This is a genomic window from Campylobacter sp. CNRCH_2015_0338h (assembly GCF_025772785.1).
Lineage (GTDB): Bacteria > Campylobacterota > Campylobacteria > Campylobacterales > Campylobacteraceae > Campylobacter_D.
Map to the genome: position 1 here is coordinate 58,327 of NZ_JAKMST010000001.1, position 19,033 is coordinate 77,359.

The window sequence follows — 19,033 nt, forward strand, 5'->3', positions numbered from 1 at the left end:
TTTACTAAATAAAGGTTAGATTATGAAAGTTATGGTGATACAAGGACCAAACATCAATATGCTTGGTGTGAGAGAAACTCATATTTATGGCAATATGAAAATGGAAGATATCCATGAGCAAATGAAACAAGCTGCAAAACAAGCTAATGTAGAGATTGAATTTTTTCAAAGTAATTTTGAAGGTGAGTTAGTTGATAAAATTCAAGAATGCTTAGGTAGTGTAGATGGAGTGATTATTAACGCAGCTGCTTATGCACACACTTCTATAGCAATCCGCGATGCGATTGCAGCGATTAATATGCCTGTGATTGAAGTGCATATTAGCAATACTTATAGAAGAGAAGAATTCAGACAAAAAAGCATGATAGCACCAGTTTGTGCAGGTAGTGTGGTAGGTTTTGGTCCTTTTGGTTATCATATGGCTTTAATGGGACTTTTCCAAATTTTTGATCAAATCAATGCATATAAAGCAGCTCAAGCAAAAGCACAACAAGCAAATCAATGAATTTTATCTTAAAAAACGAAAATGCACTTTTTTATGAGTGTGGCTATTCTTGCGATAATGCTTTGTTTTTAAAACTTGAAGATGAAGCATTTTTCATCACTGATGCAAGATATAGCTTTGAAGCTAGCGAAATGATAAAAAATGCTAAGGTAGTTTTAGCACAAGATCTTTTTGCTAGTGCTAGAGAGCTTTTAGAAAAAGCAGAAATTGATAGGGTGAGTTTTGACCCAAAAGACTTTAGCTATTTTGAATTTAAAGAACTTAGTAAAAGTGCAAATATCGTTTTTGAAGAGAAATTAGACTTGAGTAAAAACAAACGCATTATAAAAAACGCTAAAGAATTGCAACTTTTGCAAAAGGCTGTAAATTTTGGTAAAGAATGTTTTGAAGAATTTGCTAATTTTATCAGCCAAGAAGGTTATGGAAAAAGTGAAAAAGAATTGCATTTTAAAGCATGTGAAATTTTTCAAAAAAAAGGTGCTTTAGGACTTTCTTTTTCACCTATTGTAGCTATTAATGAAAATGCGGCTAAAGCACACGCTTTACCTAGTGATAAATGTTTAGAATATGGAGATTTGTTATTAGTTGATGCGGGTGTAGTTTATCAAAGGTATTGTTCTGATCGCACAAGAACGGCTTGTTTTGATGAAAATGGCATAGTTTTTGATAAAAATAAGCCAAATTTTAAAGACAAAGAAATTATGCAAATTTATGAAGTGGTTAAACAAGCTCAGCTTCAAGCCATAGAAAAAGCACGCGTTGGTATGAGATCAAGTGAGCTTGATTTTATCGCAAGAGAAGTGATTAAAAACGCAGGTTTTGAAAAAGAATTTATTCATAGTTTAGGACATGGAGTGGGGCTTGATATACATGAGTTGCCAAATATTAGTCCAAGAAGTGATTATGAGCTAAAAGAAGGTATGGTATTTACCATTGAACCTGGAATTTATATCAAAGATAAACTTGGTATTAGAATAGAAGACATGGTCTATCTTGATAAAGAAAAGGCAGTGGTGTTATAATTTGCTGATTAAAGGAGCTAGAAGGTTAGAAAAAATTCGTTTTTTTCCTTTTTATTCAAAGGCAGTTAAAAAAGGAAAATACATAGCCATTATAGGACTTGGAAGCAATATAGAAGATGAAAAAAAACGCTTTCGGAGTTTATTTAGGCTTTTAATGCAAGATAAACGTTTGCAAGTATTGCAAACATCGCCATTTTTGATTAATAAAGCTTTTGGATTTGAAGAGCAAAAAGACTTTACTAATGCAGTGATGGTTGTAAGTACAAGTTTGCACGCAAGAGCACTTTTAAAAGTTTTGTTTTTTTATGAGTTTAAATTCAAAAGAAAAAGAACTTTTAAAAATGCTCCTAGAACGCTTGATTTGGATTTGTTGTATTTTTCAAAAAAAGCGCGTAAAGATGAGTATTGCACAGTGCCTCATGTGGGGGTAAATGATAGAATTAGCGTAACTTTGCCTTTGGGCTTGTTAAGATAAGGAAAAATATGGGACAATTGATTCATACTTTTACAGTTGAAAGCACAGATGAGATTATACCTAAGGTTAAGCAAGATTATGGCGATAAAGCTTTGATAGTAACTAATAAGCAAATTCGTCCAAAAACCATCAATCAAAAGCCTTTGTATGAGGTTATAGTAGCGATTGAAGAAGCTGATTATGAAGAGCATTTAAAACAAAATAATTTACCTATGCCACCAAAGAAAAAACCAAATACAGCAAGTTTTCCTGAGGCTAAAATTCAAGCTCCAAAACTTGAAGATGAAAAAAAAGAAGAAGATGTAGTGCTTGATTTTTCTTCAAAAGTTAAGCAAAAACCTATTAATCCTTATTTAAATACAAGCAAAAAAGATGATAATTTTTTAAATTTAAAAAATAAACTTTCTCAGGTTAGTTCAGAAATTAGCAAGGTTTCAAACTATCAAGATTTTTCTATGCCAAATCCAAATTATGATAAAAAAATTGAAGCCTTTGAAAAGCAAATGAATAAGCTTAATGATAAAATGAATTTGCTTGTGGATATGATGTGGGATGATAAGGCAGATTTACGCAAAGAATTAGCTATACCACCTGAGTTTGCAAGTATTTATAAGCAAGCTAAGGCAAGTGGCATGCAAGAAGCGCATTTAGAAGCGATTATGAAAGCGACTATTGAAAATATGCCAAGCACTATGAAAGCAAATCAAGAAGCAGTGCAAAGATATTTTTACTCACTTTTGCGTAATATGCTTCCATGTCGTTTAGAAAGTGAAATTAAAAAACAAAAAATCATGATGTTAGTAGGCCCAACAGGAGTGGGTAAAACTACTACTTTAGCTAAACTTGCTTTTCGCTATGCTTATGGAGATAGACGCTATAAAACCGGTATTATAACTCTTGATACTTATAGAATAGGCGCAGTAGAGCAACTTTTCCAATATGCTAAGATGATGAAACTTCCTATTATTGATAGTATAGAGCCAAATGACTTAGATGATGCGATTAGAAGTTTAAATACTTGTGAGGTTATTTTAGTAGATACAACCGGAAATTCACAGTATGATAAAGCAAAACTTGAAAAAACAAAAGAATTTTTATCGCATTCTAATGCGCAAATTGATGTAAATTTGGTACTTTCAGCAAATACAAAATATGAAGATTTATTAGAAACTTATAATAATTTTTCATTTTTAAATATAGACACTTTAATCATTACCAAATTTGATGAAACAAAAGTATTTGGAAATGTATTTTCTTTACTTTATGAAACTAGCACTCCGATGAGCTTTTTTTCCATAGGTCAAGAAGTGCCTGATGATATAGAAGTGGCTAATAGTGACTTTTTAGTGCGTTGTGTGTTAGAAGGTTTTAGAAGGGATAAAAATGAGTAATCAAGCAGAAAAATTAAAAGATCTAGTAAAAAATGAAAACTCAAATGTAAAACATACTCATTTTATCGCAGTTACTAGCGGTAAAGGTGGGGTTGGAAAAAGTACTTTTAGTGCAAATTTGGGCAACATCCTAGCTAAAAATGGTTATAAAGTAGGGCTTTTTGATGCAGATATTGGGCTTGCAAATTTAGATGTGATTTTAAATGTGCGTGTGGAAAAAAACCTTTTACATGTTTTAAAGGGTGAATGCTCGCTAGAAGATATTTTAATAGAAGTAAAACCAAATTTATGGCTTATCCCGGGTGAAAGTGGCGATGAAATTTTAAAATATAATGATAAAAATATTTACGAGAGATTTTTAAATCAAACAAGCATTTTAGATGATTTAGACTTTTTAATCATTGATACAGGAGCAGGTATAGGTGGCAATATAGGAAATTTCTTAGAAATGTCTGATGAGGTTATTGTCATCACTGTGCCTGATCCTGCTGCGATTACCGATGCTTATGCTACTATAAAAACCACTTCAAAAACTAAAGAAAATTTATTAATGGTATTTAATGTAGTTAGGAATGAAAATGAGGCTTTGAGAATTTTTGATAATATTAAAAAAGTAGCAGATATTAACATTAAGCATAATTTAAATTTAGAATTTTTAGGATTTTTAGGTCAAAGTAAAGATATTAGTTCTAGTATTAAAAAAAGAACTTTATTTAGTGATGATGACACTAATGCAAGTGATGAGCTCAAAGCCATAGCTTCTAAGCTTTTGTATAGGTTGGAACAAAAAGTGCTTAATAATGTGGGAGATAAAAGCATTATGAGTTTTTTCAAAAAGCTTTTGGATCGTTTTTAGATTGAGGGAAAAAGATGAGACCAGAGAATTTTGTTGCTTTTTTTACTGTTTGTGGTTTTTTTATAGGATTAATGTTTACCATAGTTAATATAGAAGATGCAGTAGAGATAGTTGTATATACTTGTTTGATTACTTTTGTATTTTATGTGTTAATCCATATAGTAATTATGATTTTTGTAGATGTTAATAAAATTAGCGGTAGAAGCTTTAATAAAGAAAAATACGAAAATGAAAATAATAGTTTTATAGCAGAATTAGCCGCAAGAGAAAAGAAAATGGATTACTTGCTTGAAAAACTTCAAGAAGAGCGTGAAGACCTTAAAAAGCTTGAAAGCTCTTCAAAAAGAAAAGTAAAACATGCAGCCGCATAATGCCTATGCTTCTACGCTAAAAAAAGAGCAAGATGACTTAGTTATCTCTTATATGCCAGCATTAAGAGCTATGGCTTTTAGACTTAAAGAGCGTTTGCCTGCTAGCATTGATGTAAATGATTTAATCAGTATCGGTGTAGAGGAAATGATCAAACTCTCACGCCGTTATGATAAAGAACAAAATGATAATTTCTGGGGCTTTGCAAGAAAAAGAGTGAATGGAGCTATGCTTGATTATCTAAGAAGCCTTGATGTAATGAGTAGAAGCAATAGAAAAATTATCAAAGATATTGATGCTATTATAGATGAGTTTTATCAAGAAAATGAAAAAGAACCCGATGATGAGTATTTAGCACAAAGACTAAATTTAGAAGTAGAAAAGGTAAAAGAAGCAAGAGCAGCTCATGCTATATCGCTTGTTATGCCTTTGGATGAACAGCTAAATTGCTTTAATGATAGCAATATCATAGAACAAATAGAAAAAGAAGAATTAATCGAAAAAATCAATGCAGTTTTGGAAGAATTTAAAGAAAGAGAAAAGCTTGTAATACAGCTTTATTATTATGAAGAATTAAATTTAAAAGAAATTGCAGAGATTTTAGAGATTAGCGAGTCAAGAATTTCACAAATTCATAAGCGTTTGCTTAAGAAGATTAGAGAAAGGCTAGTTTAATGGCTGAGATACTTTCCCAAGAAGAAATTGATGCTCTTTTAGAAGTTGTTGATGATGATAGCGATGAGAGTACAGCTTCTTCGAAATTAGAAGAGCTAGAAGATAAAAGAGATATAGTAGTATATGATTTTAAGCGTCCAAATAGGGTTTCTAAAGAACAACTTCGTTCTATTAAAGGGATTCATGATAAATTAGCAAGAAATCTTGCTTCACAAATTTCATCTATGATGAGAAGTATAGTTGAGATTAAATTACATTCAGTGGATCAAATGACTTATGGTGAGTTTTTGATGTCTTTGCCTTCGCCAACAAGCTTTAACGTTTTTTCGATTAAGCCTTTAGATGGAAACTGCGTTTTAGAGATTAATCCAAGCATTGCTTTTCCTATGATAGATAGACTTTTAGGTGGTCAAGGAGAGAGTTTTGACACCTTAAGAGAGCTTACAGAAATCGAGCTCAATTTGCTTGATTCTATTTTGCGTATTATTATGCAAAGACTAAAAGAAAGCTGGATGAATGTTACTGAAATTTATCCAAGTGTTGAAGCAAAAGAATCAAGTCCAAATGTTGTGCAAATAGTTTCTCAAAATGAAATTGTTATTATGGTGGTAATGGAGATTATCATCGGAAATTCAAGCGGTATGGTAAATATTTGCTATCCGGTTGTGCATTTGGAAAGTATTTTGAGTCGTTTGGCAAATCGTGATATTATGATGGGTGAAACTTCGGCTAAAAAATCAAGAAATAAAGAACTTAAAACCTTGATCGGTCGTGCTGAGGTAATTTATGAAGCTATGCTTGGTAAGACTTTTATCAATGTAAATGAATTTTTAGATTTAAAACAAGGAGATATTTTAAAGCTTGATAGAAGTGCAGATGATAAAGCTATAGTAGCTATTGATAAAAAAGAAGTATTTTTAGCTCAAGTGGGGCTTCATAGATTTAGAAAGTCAATTAAAATCTTAGAACTTATCAAAACTGATAAAGATGAGATTAAAGAAATGCTTGAAAAATATGAAGATGAAAGAAGAGCAAAAGCAAATTCGTATGATGATAATGAAGAACTAGAAGAGGAAGACGATGATCAATGATTTTTTAGGCATATTCGTCAATGAATGTGTAAGTACAATAGAAGGTTTAACAGGAAAAAGTGCTGAATTTAGTGAGTATTATGAGTATGATGTAAATTCTCAAGATTCTATGACTCCACCACTAGTTAGTGCTACTTTTAGCGTTAATAATGAAATGAAAATTAAAATCCTAGCCAGTGCAGTTTTAATGAGTGCAATTGGTGAGTGGATGATGGGAGAAGAAGAAATCTCCAAAAACAGTGAGCTTAATGAAGATGAAATGGATGCTGCTAAAGAAGCTATACAAAATATCATCTCAGCATTTTCTACAACCTTAGGCGCGCAAAAAGAAATTCCAAAAATGGAGTTTAGCCTAGAAAATTGTGAATTTGTTGCAGATAGTTTAGAACTTGGTGGTTTTCATAAACTATATTTATATAATGTAAAAATAGCTGATTTAGAAGAAAAAATTTCTTTGGTTTTTGATGAAAAAATTTATAAGATTTTAACCAAAACTGACTTAGAAGAAATTGTAGCAACAAATGAAGATCATACGCAAGATCATAAGGCCTTGGCTAATGTAGAAGAGCTAAGAAATATCGGTTTGATCATGGATGTGCGTTTACCTATAAGAGTGCGTATAGGTAGTAAAAAAATGCTTTTAAAAGATGTTTTAACTATGGATATAGGTTCGGTTATCGAGCTTGATCAATTAGCAAATGATCCTTTAGAAATTTTAATAGGTGATAAAAAAATCGCTTATGGGGAAGTGGTTATCGTAGATGGAAACTTTGGAGTGCAAATTACTGAGATAGGCTCTAAAAAAGAAAGATTAGAACAACTAAGATGAAAGAATGTATTATTGAGGACGTTGCTCATCTTAAAGAATTAGAAAAAATTCAAAAAGGCATAACTTTTTTTGGTTCTGCACGCTTAAAAGAAGATAATGAGTATTGTATTTTGGCTTCAAAATTAGCCCAAAAGTTAGCAGATCTTGGTTATAGTATCATCAGTGGTGGTGGCGGTGGTATTATGCAAGCTGCAAATTATGGGGCTATGCAAAGTCAAGCTTCACATTTAAAATCTTTTGGATTTAATATACATTTACCATTTGAGCAAAAAGCAAATGACTTTTTAGAGTATAATATCACTTTTAAGAGCTTAGCCATTCGCAAAATGGCTCTTATTCAAAAGAGTCTAGCTTTTGTGATTTTCCCAGGCGGCTTTGGAACATTAGATGAATTTTTTGAAATTCTTACTCTTAAACAACTTAGTTTTAAAAAGGATGTTCCTATTATTTTAGTTGGGCAAAAATTTTGGCAACCTCTTGATGAATTTATCAAAACTTCTTTGCTAGAACTTGGAACTATATCTAAAAATGATGAGTTAAAGTATAGTATAAGTGATGATTTGGATGAAATTATAAGAATGATAAAGGAAAAAGATGAAAATTCTTGTTGCGATGAGTGGGGGTGTAGATAGTACTGTAACTGCTTATAAATTAAAACAAGCAGGACATGAGATCATAGGTTGTTATATGAAGCTTCATGGAAAAGCTAATTATCATGAAGAAAATATACAAAAAGTTGAAAAAGTTGCTAAATTTTTAGACATTAAATATCATATTTTAGACTTACAAGAAGACTTTAAAAATCAAGTTTATATGCCTTTTGTTAATACTTACAAAGAAGGAAAGACGCCAAATCCTTGTGCTTTGTGTAATCGTTTTATCAAGCTTGGCAAGCTTTTAGAATTTGCTAAGAGTTTGGGTTGTGAAAAATTAGCCACAGGTCATTATGCAAGGATAGAAAATGGTTTGATTAAAACTGCAGTTGATGAGAGTAAGGATCAAAGCTATTTTTTAGCAAATGCAGAGAAAGAGGCTTTAGGGTATTTGATTTTTCCTCTTGGAGAGATGAAAAAAGAAGATGTGAAAAAATTTGCTTCTACAATCGATGTTTTAAAATCTTTTGCAACACAAAAGGAAAGTTCTGAGATTTGTTTTGTGGAAGATACTTATGTGCAAGTTTTAGATCAGTTTATGGATACTAAAATTCCAGGTATTGTAAGAGATAGTAGTGGAAAAGAAGTAGGAAAACACGAAGGTTATATGCACTATACCATAGGTAAAAGAAGAGGTTTTGAAGTGCGTGGGGCTCATGAGCCACATTTTGTATTAAAAATTGATCCTAAGAAAAATGAAATCATAGTGGGTAAAAAAGAAGAGCTTAAGATAAGTGAATTTAAACTTGATAATATTAATTTATTTATCGATGCTAAAGAGTTAGATTGTGAAGTAAAAATACGCTATAGATCAAGATCAACCCCATGTAAAGTTTTGATTAATGAAGATAAAAGTGCAAAAATCATCTTACAAGAGTCTGTTTATGGGCTTGCTAGCGGACAAATGGCAGTATTTTACGATAAAGATTTAGTGCTTGCAAGTGGATTTATAAATTAATGCTAAAGGTTTTTCCTTTGGCGTTCACCCTTTATACTAACTTTTTTTAAAAATTAAAATTATTTTATTGTAATAGAAGATAAGAAAATTGTAGTTGAGGTTTTTCTAAGATAGATTAAGTAAATCTTATCTTAGAAAAATTATATTGCATTTGATAGGTTGATTTTATTCAGTCATATCAACAATTGCTCCACGATCTTCACATCTTTCTTTATTCCATTTTCTTGTATCACACATGCCATAAACTATTTCATGTTTATTCAAATCGCCATTTTTATAGTTGATATAAACAACATCGCCATATTGTATTTGTCCATTTGCAACTTCTTTAGCTAATTCATCTTGAGTCGGTTTTATCTCTTCAAAATCTTCAGCTACTTCAGGGTGTTTTTCTTTTAAAGCATTTAAATCAACATCTTTAAGGCTTTTTATCACAACATTAGAGCCATAATCTTTTTTTAAAGTTTTAATGAATAAATCATAACCACCTTTAGAACCTCTACTTGAATCATATTTATAATCTACTCCATTAGCACATGCTATAAAAGAAATTAATGCTAAAGCGCCAAACATTGTTTTTTTAATCATTTTTTATCCTTTTTGTTTTAGTTTGTGAAGTTTATCATAAATGAAGTTAAATCAAAAAATTACGAATTAAAATATCTCCATAATACTTATATCAAACCATAAAAGATCAAATTTAAGTAAAATTCCATAAATCACAGCACTAAATAATCCTGCGAAAATTCCTGCTAAAACATCATCTAGCATTACACCTAAACCGCCTTTGGTTTTTTTGTCAATTTTACCTATGATAGAAGGTTTTGTAATATCAAAAAATCTAAACAAAACAAAAGAAAGCAAAAAAGTAAAAACACTTTGTCCACAAATTGCCAAAGCTAAAAACACTCCTACAACTTCATCTATTACAATATGCTTATCATCATGTATACCTGTTTGTTTTTCGTATTGATCGATGATTTTTATAGAGATTAAAAAAAGCAAAATTGCAAGTAAGATCAAGGTTCCTATACCCAAATACCTTAAAATAAAAAAAGCAGGAATTAACGCTGCTATTGTGCCAAAAGTTCCTGGGGCTTTATTGACACTACCTGAATAAAAAAAAGTTAAAAATAATTTTTGCATGATTACACCATATATGACATTTGATGGAGTTTTATAAGTTGCTCATAAAATTCTTTATCGCCTCTATATTCTAAAATACCATGCGTAGGGAAAAGATTGCTATAGATATTTTGTTTATTATGGAAACGATTTGGAAAAAGCTCTGATAAAATCAAAGCAGAAATTTCTCTTCTTATAAAAACTGCTGGTGGAATGATACCAAGTCTGAGTAAATTTTTTAAAGAATCGCCATGATATTTCATATGATGATGAGCTCCATGTGGGCATGATTTGGTACTTACTATCATTTTACACTCATCACAAAATACAAATTCAGGAAGTATAGTTACTTCTATATTGTAATCTTTTGCAAAATCATCAAGTACAGTAAAGGCTCTGTTTTGATTAAAATACATTCCAAGCCCTGCGTGATTTTGTCCTACAAAAAGTTTATTACAATCAAAACTTTTAGCCAAAGCACACTCAAGCACCGGATTTAAATGCGAGGCAAAAATTTTGATATTATGTAAAGGTATGAGTAAAACTCTAGAGGATGGTAAATAATTTTGCGCAAAAACATCAAAGCAACGCTTTTTAAGTTTTAGATTTAAACCATTACTTTCATAAGATTCTATAAGGAAAATAATTACTAGATCAGATTGCTCTATAGCCCATCTTAAAATTCTTTCATGCGCTCTATGAAAAGGATCAAAGCTTGAAACAATAGCAGTGATATTAGAAGGGTTTAATCTTTTTTTGATTTTTTCAAAATCTTCTTTTATAGCCTTGATACGATTGTGATAAATTTCAAATTCACCACTAATGCAAATTTCTCCAAAATCATCAATCAAGCATGTATTAGGTGTAAAAATATCATTAATATTTTTATCGTTTTTAAATTTACTTTCTAAGATGATGTGGCCTACTATTTGATCATTGCATACAAAATCTATTTTGTCTTTAACTTTGGCATTTTCTATGATTTTTTTGTTTTCATTGTGTGGAGCAAAAGTTAAGGCATAGGGAAATTTATATCCGTTTATTGCTTCATTTTTTAAAAATTCATCTCTTTCTTGTTCGTTCATCAATTTTGTAAAAGAACCAAAAATTCCTTCTTTAATGAAACATAAAACTTCGTATTCTTCTTCTGAGATTATAATGCTATTTTTTCTTTGTAATGCCATATTTTTTCCTTTTTTCCCATAAAGATTTTCTTGAAATTCCTAATTTTTTGGATAAATCCGTATCAGGAAAGATATTTTGATAACTAATGATAATATGCTTAACATAATCATCAATGGTTAAAATTCCATTACTTTCAAAACTTTTTTCATCTTCACCTAGCTCTAAAATTTGAAAATTGCTATGCTCAATATTCGTACTTGTATGTATAATAACAGCCTTTTTTAAAGCAAGGTTTAACACCTTTTCTTTTTCTAAAGGCTTTAGGGTCTGAAAATTAACCAAATAATACAAAGAATTGTCTTTGAAAATTTTATCTAAATTTTGCTGGTGTGAAAGATCTATATAAACATTTGCGATGTTGTGCTCATTAGTATAATTAAATACAAAATGATCAGCAAAAATTTGATTATTAGTTTTTAAAATCAAAGGTAATTTGAATTTTTTATAATCAAAAGTTGGTAGTTTTGCTGTTTCAAATTTATGTTTTAAATATGCTTGATAGGTGCTATTTAGCATAGTGATTTTTTTAAATTCTTGAAAATGCTTAATCTTGCGCATTAATTCTTCTATCATGAAAGGTTTTTGTATGTAATCACTAGCACCAGATTTTAAAGGAGCTAAAACAGTATCTGAACTTATGTAAGATATGAGTAAAATAATGATTTTATGCTTAAAAATTTCTATAATATGTTCAAAATTAGCCATACTAGTAGAAAGCAAAATGATTTCATAATCATGATGAGTCAGCTCATTAACATTTGCGATAATATCACAATCATAACCTATAGAATTAAGCTTTGATCCTATGCTTTGGGCTAAATAAAATTCATTTTCTACTATTAAAACTTTCATAATTTCATCCAATCAAAATATTTTAAATTTACACTTGCTAAAACAGCAATCCCTTCTTTCCTTCCTACAAAACCTAGATGTTCTGTAGTGGTAGCTTTGATATTGATTTTATTTGGTGTGGTTTTTAATGTTTTAGCGATATTAAAAGCAATAGCTTCTTTAAAATCTTTCATTTTAGGTGTTTGGGCTATGATGGTAATATCAGCATTTACAAGCTCAAAACCATAATTTTGCACTAAAATATAAGCACTTTGTAATAAAAGCATAGAATCAGCGTTTTTATACTGCATATCATTATCTGGGAAAAGTTCACCAATATCTCCAAGACCTGCTGCACCCAAAAGCGCATCAATTAGCGCATGAGCTAGCACATCTCCATCAGAATGAGCTTTTAAACCCATATTTTCATGCACTTTTACTCCACCTAAAAGTAAGGCTCTTTGCTCTCCAAATTCATGCACATCAAAGCCATTTCCATTAAAAATATCCCAAGATGGTTTTGGTAAATTTAAGCTTTTCAAATCTTCTTTAAAGGTGATTTTTTTAGCTAACTCATCACCTTGCACATACCAAATTTTACCACCAATAGCTTGTATAGCTGTGCTATCATCAGTGAAGTTTGAGCTTTGTTCTAAAGCTTTTTTTAACATACTTGTGCGCGAAAGTTGAGGGGTTTGTATGAGTTTGATTTTATCTCTATCAATAGCTTCTTGAGCATAAATTGTAGTATCGCTTACTTTTAAAACAGGTGTAATACAATCAGCTTTGTCATGATTTTCTATGATATTGTTAAAAAGATTTTTAGAAATCAAAACCCTTGCAACATCACTAACTAAAACATATTCACTCTCAATCATACTTAAAGCATTGAGTAAAGATTGTGCTCTAGTTACACCACCTTGGACAAATTTATATTCAGGGGCAAATTTTTTCATATAAGAAATATTACCAGAAGTAACAACTATTTGTTTAAAAGGATAAAAAGAACTTAAATTTTTAGTAGCATAAAGCCATAAAGGTTGTTCGCCTAGTCGTAAAAACTGCTTTTTTACCGGAGCATTAAATCTTGATGATTCTCCAGCAGATAGCATAATCAAGGAAATATCTAACATTTGTTACACCCTAATTTCTTATTAATGTTACGATATTATACACCATAAAAGCCAAAATTTATATTTATGTTAGTAGAATTAATCATTTTAAATAATAAGGAGAAAAATTGAAGGAAAAAATCGAAGAAAGACTAAAACAAGTTATATATCCAGGCTTTAAAAAAGATATAGTTAGTTTTGGTTTTGTAAAAAAAATTGAATCAAACGAAAATCAAGCTCATATAGTAGTTGAAATTGTTTCAGCTAATGCTCAAATCGCACAAGAGCTTAGACTAAACATCGCAAATGCTTTAAAAGATTTAAATTTAGAGCTTAATTTAGAAATCATTCAACCAAAAATTCCTGAAGAAAAAAGCAATTCAAGAAGTGGTAAAAATATCGCTCCACAAATTAAAAATTTCCTTATGATTTCAAGCGGTAAAGGTGGGGTAGGTAAAAGTACTACAACTTTAAATTTAGCGATTTCTTTAGCTAAAATGGGCAAAAGAGTAGGGCTTTTGGACGCAGATATTTATGGGCCAAATATACCAAGAATGCTAGGTGAGAGTAAAAGCAAGCCTGAAATTGTAGGTCAAAAAATTCGTCCTATTTTATCTCATGGGGTTTATATGATGAGTATGGGTGTGCTAATAGAAGAAGGTAAAGGTTTGATGTGGCGTGGTTCTATGATTATGAAAGCAATTGAGCAACTTTTAGCTGATGTGCTTTGGCCTGAACTTGATGTATTATTGCTTGATATGCCTCCAGGAACTGGTGATGCACAAATTACCCTAGCTCAAAGTGTGCCAGTGAGTGCAGGTGTGTGTGTAAGTACTCCTCAAGTAGTGTCTTTAGATGATAGCAAAAGAGCGCTAGATATGTTTGAAAAATTACACATTCCTGTTGCGGGTATTATAGAAAATATGAGTGGCTTTTTATGTCCTGATAATGGCAAAGAATATGATATCTTTGGTAAAGGCACCACAGAAGAAATGGCAAAAGCTTATAAATGTGAAGTTTTGGCTCAAATTCCTATCGAAATGAGTGTAAGAGAAGGTGGAGATAGTGGTAAGCCTGTAAGTTTTTATATGCCTGAGAGTGTAAGTTCAAAAAGATATTTGCAAGCTGCTGAAAAAATTTGGGAATTTATAGAAAAAGTTAATCAAGAAGGTAAAGTAGATAATTCAGCTATTCAACCTGTAATGAATGGCAAAAGTGCGTGCTCGCAATAAGGAGAAAATATGCCAATAGAAAGTAAAGAAGAATTTTTAAATTTAATCAAGCAAATCGAACAAAGGATTAATTATAAAAAGCCTAAAGCTTTTGCTATAGCAAGGCTTGATCTAAGTCAAGTTGATCCTAGTAAAAAACTTCAAGCCAATTTTGGTGTGATTAATTTTGAGCAAAATTATGCTGCTGCAGCTGTTATGTTCGAAGCTTTTTTTAGAAGAGGGGTTGATGTTGACTTTAACGAAAGTGAGTTTGTGGCTACTTTGATTAAAGAAGATTTGGATTTTGCACTTGAATGTTTTGCGCCATTTTTGCAAGAGCAAGGCCATAAAAATATAGAAGCAATCAAAGCAGCAAAGGAAAATTTTAGAGAAAATGCTTTTTCTTTTGTTTGTATTTTTGAAGATGAGGCACCAAAAAGTTTAGAAAGTGTGTATTTAAAACTTTATTTGCTTTCCAATAAAAAAGTACCTTTAAGAAGTTTAAATTTAACAGGCGCTTTTGGGATTTTACCAAATGTTGCATGGAGCGATAATAAGCCTATTGATTTAGACTTTTTAAGAGAAAATGAGATTGATTTAAAAATGAGTGGAAGGTATCCAAGGATTGATTATGTAGATAAATTTCCAAGATTTTTAGCTCATGTTATTCCTGAGGATAATACTAGAATTTTAGAAAGCTCTAAAGTAAGAATGGGTGCGGTTTTAGCTGCAGGCACTACTATAATGCCAGGGGCTGCTTATGTGAATTTTAATGCAGGTACAACTGGAGCTTGTATGGTAGAAGGACGTATTAGTTCTTCAGCTGTTGTTGGCGAAGGTAGTGATGTAGGAGGCGGTGCTTCTATACTTGGTGTTTTAAGTGGTACAAGTGGTAATGCTATTAGCATCGGTAAAGCTTGTCTTTTGGGTGCAAATTCGGTTACTGGAATTCCTTTAGGGGATAATTGTATCGTTGATGCGGGTATTGCTGTTTTAGAAGGGACTAAATTTGCTTTAAAAAATAAAGAAGAACTTCAAAAAATCAATCCTGATTTTAAATTTGATAAAGATATATACAAAGGTTTAGAATTAGCAGGATTAAATGGTTTACATTTTAGACAAGATTCTCAAAGTGGAGTGATGATAGTAGCTTTTAATAAAAAGGCTGTAAAACTTAATGAAGATTTGCATTAATTCTTAGCCCTTGTGGGTTAAGAATTTTAATAATTCATGTAGTTTATAAATACACATGCTGGGATGATGTTTAATGCTTCCTGTGTGTAGTAAAATCTCCTTGCTATCTTTTTTATAAAGCTTTTGCACAAAATTAAAATTCCACCATTTGTAAGTTTTGAAATTTAAATTATGGGTGGTATTTATATGAAAATTTATATAAGAAAGATTTTGAAAGTTTTGGTTTAAACCAGGTGCTTGAAAGGCATAGACTTCTTTTACCACGCTAGGAAAGGTTCTTGCAAAAGCTTGAGCTAGATATCCTCCTAAAGAATGTCCTATAATGATGAGATTTTTATCAATGGTATATTTTTGTTTGAGTTGATTATAAAAATACTGCATGGATTGAATTTGGCCTTTTGGAGTTTTGTTAAGTAAAATCAAAAAATCACTATAAAGATCTTTAAAATCAAAACACAAAGGATTTAAATCACTCCCTGCAAAGGCTAAAATATAGTTTTTTCTTTTTTTATCATAAATAAAACTAGCCCTAAAACCTATTTTAGATTGAGGGTGTGTTTCGTTGATGTGTTCAAGTATTTCATAATTTTTTACAAATTTTAAAGCTAAAAATGCATTGTTTAAACCACCTACGGGGATTTTTTCTTTTTTATAAAAAGGATTAGTTAAAGCTTTTATAATGGCTTTGTGTTTTTGCAAGCCTTCTTTTTTTAAGCTTTGATTTAAATATGCATTAGCACAATAAGCTACCAAACTATAATCATATAATTTTTGCAATAAATCGATATTTTTTTCAAAATGAGTACGAAGTTTTAATAAGAGTAGTTTTTCTTGGGAAGTTAAATTTGTTTTTTGACTTAAAGCAATAAAGCTTTGCAAGTCAAAAAACATTATAAATTCTTACATAGAGCAAGTATTTTGGATAGTTGAGTTAAGCATCCAAAGAACTTTTTCATATTTTGCAATATTCTCTTGAGCAAATGCTGCTGTTGTAGTATCACTTGCTTTTTCAGCTTCTTCATTTAGCTTTTTAAATTCAGCCAAAAGATACTTATAATCTTCTCTAATAAGTTCTAAAACTTCTACTGGAGTAAAGCAATCTTTTTGAGCCTTAGGTGCTTTTGCATTTTCTAGTAATGTTTTTGAGCAAACGATAGCTTTTTCTCCTAGTTGTAAAGCTCTCTCAGCGCAATCATCAAAAAGCTCTGCCATTTCTTCATAAGCTTTTTCTGTATATTCGTGAATTGAGAAAAATTGTAAACCTTTTACATTCCAGTGATAATTATGAAATTTAATCCATAAACTATGAGCATCCGCTTGTAATTGTAATAATTGTTTTGTTACTGACATGTTATCTCCTTTTTTTATTTTTAAAATTATAACATAAAATTCTTAAATAATAATAATTATTATCTAATAAATTTTAATGTTAGTAATTATTATATTTTCATTATACTCTTTTTTTACAATAAAGCAAATTTATTTACTTAACATATTTTTGAGTATTAATTTTCCTACCTCTACACCAGGTTGATCATAAGTATTAATTCCAAGCATAATGCCACATGCAGAAGTAAATAACTCATAATAATACATCAAATACCCACAATGATAAGCATCTAATTTTTCAAGTTCTATGATATCAACGCTTAAATTTTCAGCAATTAATGCATGCATGGTTGCATCACATTGCGCGTTTAAAAGATCATGCAAATTAACCTCATTAGTAAAATCACAATTTTGCAAATGATTAAAGCTTATGTTTGGGATACTAGGAGATTTTTGACTATCTTTGATTTTTAAAAAAGTAACAGTTTTATCTTTAGGTCCATCCATGATAAGTTGTAAAAAGCTATGCTGATCTCTAGCGCCAATTAAAGCAATAGGAGTTAAACCTATGCGTTTAAAGCCTTGTTTTTTACCTAGACTTTCAGCAATTAGTTGAATATACCATTCATTAAAACCTTTAAAAGCATCTCCATAAGAAAAAAGCACATTAATATGCGCACTTTTATGCGTGCAATAATGATAAGCCTTTTGCAAAATTTGATCACATTTTTTTTCAAAAAAATCCACATAACAAGCTTTTGCACCTTCTAATAAGGCTTTAGTATCATACCCACAAAAGCTCAAGGGAACAATACCAATAGCAGATAAAACACTAAATCTACCACCGACATTTTTAGGTATAAAAAAGCATTTTATGTTTAATTCTTCACCTAGTTTATGAAGTTTTGATTCAAAATCAGTAATAAACACAAAGTTTTCGTGTAAATTTTCATTTTTAAAATCAAAATGAGCAATGATGAGTTTAAATAAAGAAATCACCTCTATGGTTGTACCTGATTTGCTTGCTATAATGAAAAGTGTTTTTTGGGGATTTATTTTTTGCATAGTTTGGGTAAAAGTATGCGAGGAAGTATTGTCAATAATAAAAAGTTTTTTTTCTTCTATTTGATCAAATAAAAGCTCTTTTAAAGCTTTAACTCCACAACTTGATCCACCCATACCTACTAAAACGATATTTTCTATATGTGTTTTAGTAGCGATAAATTCTTTACTTTCTTTGATTAAATCAAAGCTCGTATCTACTAAGTGATAATACCCTATATCGCCACTTTCTAACTCATCATTCATTCTATTTGCATAAGCGGTGATTTTTTTAAAATCTTGGGTTTTAAAAAATAAAGTATTATTTAGCATTTTTACTTTTCTCATAAAAATAATTTGTCGCTTCCACAAAGCCTTCTACGCTTCCACAATCAAATCTTTTTCCTTTAAATTTATAAGCTAAAACCATATTATTAGTTGCTTGTGAAAGTAAGGCATCAGTTAGTTGAATTTCTCCATTTTTACCTGCTTTGGTATTTTCTAAAATGCCAAAAATATCAGGCGTTAAAATGTATCTTCCTATGATAGCTAAGTTACTTGGAGCATCTTTTGGATCGGGTTTTTCTACCATAGAATTTACCATGATTAAATCCTCCTCCACAGCATTTCCTGCTATAACCCCATAGTTTGAAACTTGATCAGCTTCAACTTCCATCACAGCTATAACAGAGCAGCGGTATTTTTCATAAATTTTTACCATTTGAGCTAGGACATTTACCCCATCTTCATTTACGCATAAATCATCTGCTAAAATTACCCCAAAAGCTTCATCTTGCACTAAAGGCTTTGCTTTTAAAACCGCATCTCCTAAGCCTTTCATTTCATTTTGTCTTGTAAAAGTAAAGGTACAACGATCTATGAGTGTTCTTATTTCACTTAAAAGATATTCTTTTTTAGTGCCTGCAATTTGGTGTTCAAGTTCATAAGAAATATCAAAATAATCTTCCAAAGCTCTTTTTCCACGCCCTGTAACAAAACCCATAGTTTCCATACCAGCTTCTAAAGCTTCATCCACACCATAGTGAATTAAAGGTTTTGTCAAAATTGGTAGCATTTCTTTAGGTAGGGTTTTTGTAGCAGGTAAAAATCTAGTACCATAACCTGCTGCAGGAAAAATACAAGTTTGAAGCATAGTTTATCCTTAAATTTTTATAAGTTGT

Annotated in this window: 22 protein-coding genes; 13 read left to right on the plus strand and 9 right to left on the minus strand. The window is 30.7% G+C overall.

Annotation, left to right across the window (positions count from 1 at the left end; translation table 11 throughout):
* Positions 1-22 precede the first annotated feature (22 nt).
* From aroQ to mnmA, 11 genes are read left to right on the plus strand one after another with little or no spacing between them, the layout of a single operon-like run.
* Positions 23-505 carry a type II 3-dehydroquinate dehydratase gene (aroQ, locus tag L8X30_RS00335; RefSeq protein ID WP_039625266.1) on the plus strand — a complete coding sequence of 161 codons (483 nt, stop codon included), beginning with the start codon at positions 23-25 and terminating at the stop codon, positions 503-505.
* Positions 502-1,527 carry a M24 family metallopeptidase gene (locus L8X30_RS00340; protein WP_263678426.1) on the plus strand — a complete coding sequence of 342 codons (1,026 nt, stop codon included), beginning with the start codon at positions 502-504 and terminating at the stop codon, positions 1,525-1,527. Before aroQ ends, L8X30_RS00340 begins: the two co-directional genes overlap by 4 nt.
* A gap of 1 nt (position 1,528) precedes the next feature.
* Positions 1,529-2,002 (plus strand): 2-amino-4-hydroxy-6-hydroxymethyldihydropteridine diphosphokinase, encoded by a 474-nt coding sequence (gene folK, locus L8X30_RS00345; protein ID WP_257941879.1) that lies wholly within the window; start codon positions 1,529-1,531, stop codon positions 2,000-2,002.
* Between the two features lie 8 nt (positions 2,003-2,010).
* Positions 2,011-3,393 carry a flagellar biosynthesis protein FlhF gene (flhF, locus tag L8X30_RS00350; protein ID WP_263678427.1) on the plus strand — a complete coding sequence of 461 codons (1,383 nt, stop codon included), beginning with the start codon at positions 2,011-2,013 and terminating at the stop codon, positions 3,391-3,393.
* The gene (gene flhG / locus L8X30_RS00355; protein WP_133319628.1) at positions 3,386-4,249 is read left to right on the plus strand and encodes a flagella biosynthesis ATPase FlhG; all 864 of its coding nucleotides are present in this window, start codon (positions 3,386-3,388) and stop codon (positions 4,247-4,249) included. Before flhF ends, flhG begins: the two co-directional genes overlap by 8 nt.
* Positions 4,250-4,263: 14 nt before the next feature.
* Positions 4,264-4,620, plus strand: coding sequence for a hypothetical protein (locus tag L8X30_RS00360; RefSeq protein ID WP_039617428.1), 357 nt, complete (start codon positions 4,264-4,266; stop codon positions 4,618-4,620).
* Positions 4,607-5,293: an RNA polymerase sigma factor FliA gene (locus L8X30_RS00365; RefSeq protein WP_039627867.1), complete on the plus strand. Its 687-nt coding sequence runs from the start codon at positions 4,607-4,609 to the stop codon at positions 5,291-5,293. Before L8X30_RS00360 ends, L8X30_RS00365 begins: the two co-directional genes overlap by 14 nt.
* Positions 5,293-6,384 (plus strand): flagellar motor switch protein FliM, encoded by a 1,092-nt coding sequence (gene fliM / locus L8X30_RS00370; RefSeq protein ID WP_263678428.1) that lies wholly within the window; start codon positions 5,293-5,295, stop codon positions 6,382-6,384. The genes L8X30_RS00365 and fliM overlap by 1 nt, the downstream gene beginning before the upstream one ends.
* A complete protein-coding gene (fliY, locus tag L8X30_RS00375; RefSeq protein WP_039617433.1) occupies positions 6,374-7,213 on the plus strand; it encodes a flagellar motor switch protein FliY in 840 nt (279 codons plus the stop codon). The genes fliM and fliY overlap by 11 nt, the downstream gene beginning before the upstream one ends.
* Positions 7,210-7,845, plus strand: coding sequence for a TIGR00730 family Rossman fold protein (locus L8X30_RS00380; RefSeq protein WP_263678429.1), 636 nt, complete (start codon positions 7,210-7,212; stop codon positions 7,843-7,845). The genes fliY and L8X30_RS00380 overlap by 4 nt, the downstream gene beginning before the upstream one ends.
* The gene (mnmA, locus tag L8X30_RS00385) at positions 7,808-8,824 is read left to right on the plus strand and encodes a tRNA 2-thiouridine(34) synthase MnmA (RefSeq protein ID WP_263678430.1); all 1,017 of its coding nucleotides are present in this window, start codon (positions 7,808-7,810) and stop codon (positions 8,822-8,824) included. Before L8X30_RS00380 ends, mnmA begins: the two co-directional genes overlap by 38 nt.
* 165 nt (positions 8,825-8,989) lie before the next feature.
* Here the strand turns inward: mnmA and L8X30_RS00390 are convergent, their stop codons facing one another.
* The 5 genes from L8X30_RS00390 to L8X30_RS00410 all read right to left on the minus strand — a co-directional run bounded on the left by L8X30_RS00390 (position 8,990) and on the right by L8X30_RS00410 (position 13,098).
* Positions 8,990-9,412, minus strand: a complete 423-nt coding sequence (locus tag L8X30_RS00390; RefSeq protein ID WP_263678431.1) for a hypothetical protein — start codon at positions 9,410-9,412, stop codon at positions 8,990-8,992.
* A gap of 66 nt (positions 9,413-9,478) precedes the next feature.
* Positions 9,479-9,970 carry a phosphatidylglycerophosphatase A gene (locus L8X30_RS00395; RefSeq protein ID WP_133319620.1) on the minus strand — a complete coding sequence of 164 codons (492 nt, stop codon included), beginning with the start codon at positions 9,968-9,970 and terminating at the stop codon, positions 9,479-9,481.
* A 2-nt stretch (positions 9,971-9,972) separates the two neighbouring features.
* On the minus strand, positions 9,973-11,133 hold the full coding sequence (locus tag L8X30_RS00400; RefSeq protein ID WP_263678432.1) for a sulfate adenylyltransferase: 1,161 nt from the start codon (positions 11,131-11,133) through the stop codon (positions 9,973-9,975).
* Positions 11,111-11,986: a response regulator transcription factor gene (locus L8X30_RS00405; protein WP_039667971.1), complete on the minus strand. Its 876-nt coding sequence runs from the start codon at positions 11,984-11,986 to the stop codon at positions 11,111-11,113. The genes L8X30_RS00400 and L8X30_RS00405 overlap by 23 nt, the downstream gene beginning before the upstream one ends.
* Positions 11,983-13,098 carry a bifunctional 2-C-methyl-D-erythritol 4-phosphate cytidylyltransferase/2-C-methyl-D-erythritol 2,4-cyclodiphosphate synthase gene (locus tag L8X30_RS00410; RefSeq protein WP_263678433.1) on the minus strand — a complete coding sequence of 372 codons (1,116 nt, stop codon included), beginning with the start codon at positions 13,096-13,098 and terminating at the stop codon, positions 11,983-11,985. The genes L8X30_RS00405 and L8X30_RS00410 overlap by 4 nt, the downstream gene beginning before the upstream one ends.
* Before the next feature lie 107 nt (positions 13,099-13,205).
* On the opposite strand from L8X30_RS00410, the gene L8X30_RS00415 reads away from it, so the two are divergent.
* Together L8X30_RS00415 and L8X30_RS00420 are read left to right on the plus strand one after the other, a co-directional pair.
* Positions 13,206-14,309, plus strand: coding sequence for an Mrp/NBP35 family ATP-binding protein (locus tag L8X30_RS00415; RefSeq protein WP_039627878.1), 1,104 nt, complete (start codon positions 13,206-13,208; stop codon positions 14,307-14,309).
* A gap of 9 nt (positions 14,310-14,318) precedes the next feature.
* On the plus strand, positions 14,319-15,482 hold the full coding sequence (locus L8X30_RS00420) for a 2,3,4,5-tetrahydropyridine-2,6-carboxylate N-succinyltransferase (RefSeq protein WP_257910393.1): 1,164 nt from the start codon (positions 14,319-14,321) through the stop codon (positions 15,480-15,482).
* 3 nt (positions 15,483-15,485) lie between these two features.
* Here the strand turns inward: L8X30_RS00420 and L8X30_RS00425 are convergent, their stop codons facing one another.
* The 4 genes from L8X30_RS00425 to galU all read right to left on the minus strand — a co-directional run bounded on the left by L8X30_RS00425 (position 15,486) and on the right by galU (position 19,005).
* Complete coding sequence (locus tag L8X30_RS00425; RefSeq protein ID WP_263678434.1) at positions 15,486-16,373, minus strand: alpha/beta fold hydrolase; 888 nt, start codon at positions 16,371-16,373, stop codon at positions 15,486-15,488.
* Positions 16,374-16,382: 9 nt separating this feature from the next.
* A complete protein-coding gene (locus tag L8X30_RS00430) occupies positions 16,383-16,832 on the minus strand; it encodes a Dps family protein (protein WP_039667974.1) in 450 nt (149 codons plus the stop codon).
* A 129-nt stretch (positions 16,833-16,961) separates the two neighbouring features.
* On the minus strand, positions 16,962-18,185 hold the full coding sequence (locus L8X30_RS00435; RefSeq protein WP_263678435.1) for a glucose-6-phosphate isomerase: 1,224 nt from the start codon (positions 18,183-18,185) through the stop codon (positions 16,962-16,964).
* Positions 18,175-19,005: a UTP--glucose-1-phosphate uridylyltransferase GalU gene (galU, locus tag L8X30_RS00440; protein WP_039667975.1), complete on the minus strand. Its 831-nt coding sequence runs from the start codon at positions 19,003-19,005 to the stop codon at positions 18,175-18,177. The genes L8X30_RS00435 and galU overlap by 11 nt, the downstream gene beginning before the upstream one ends.
* Between the last annotated feature and the right edge of the window lie 28 nt (positions 19,006-19,033).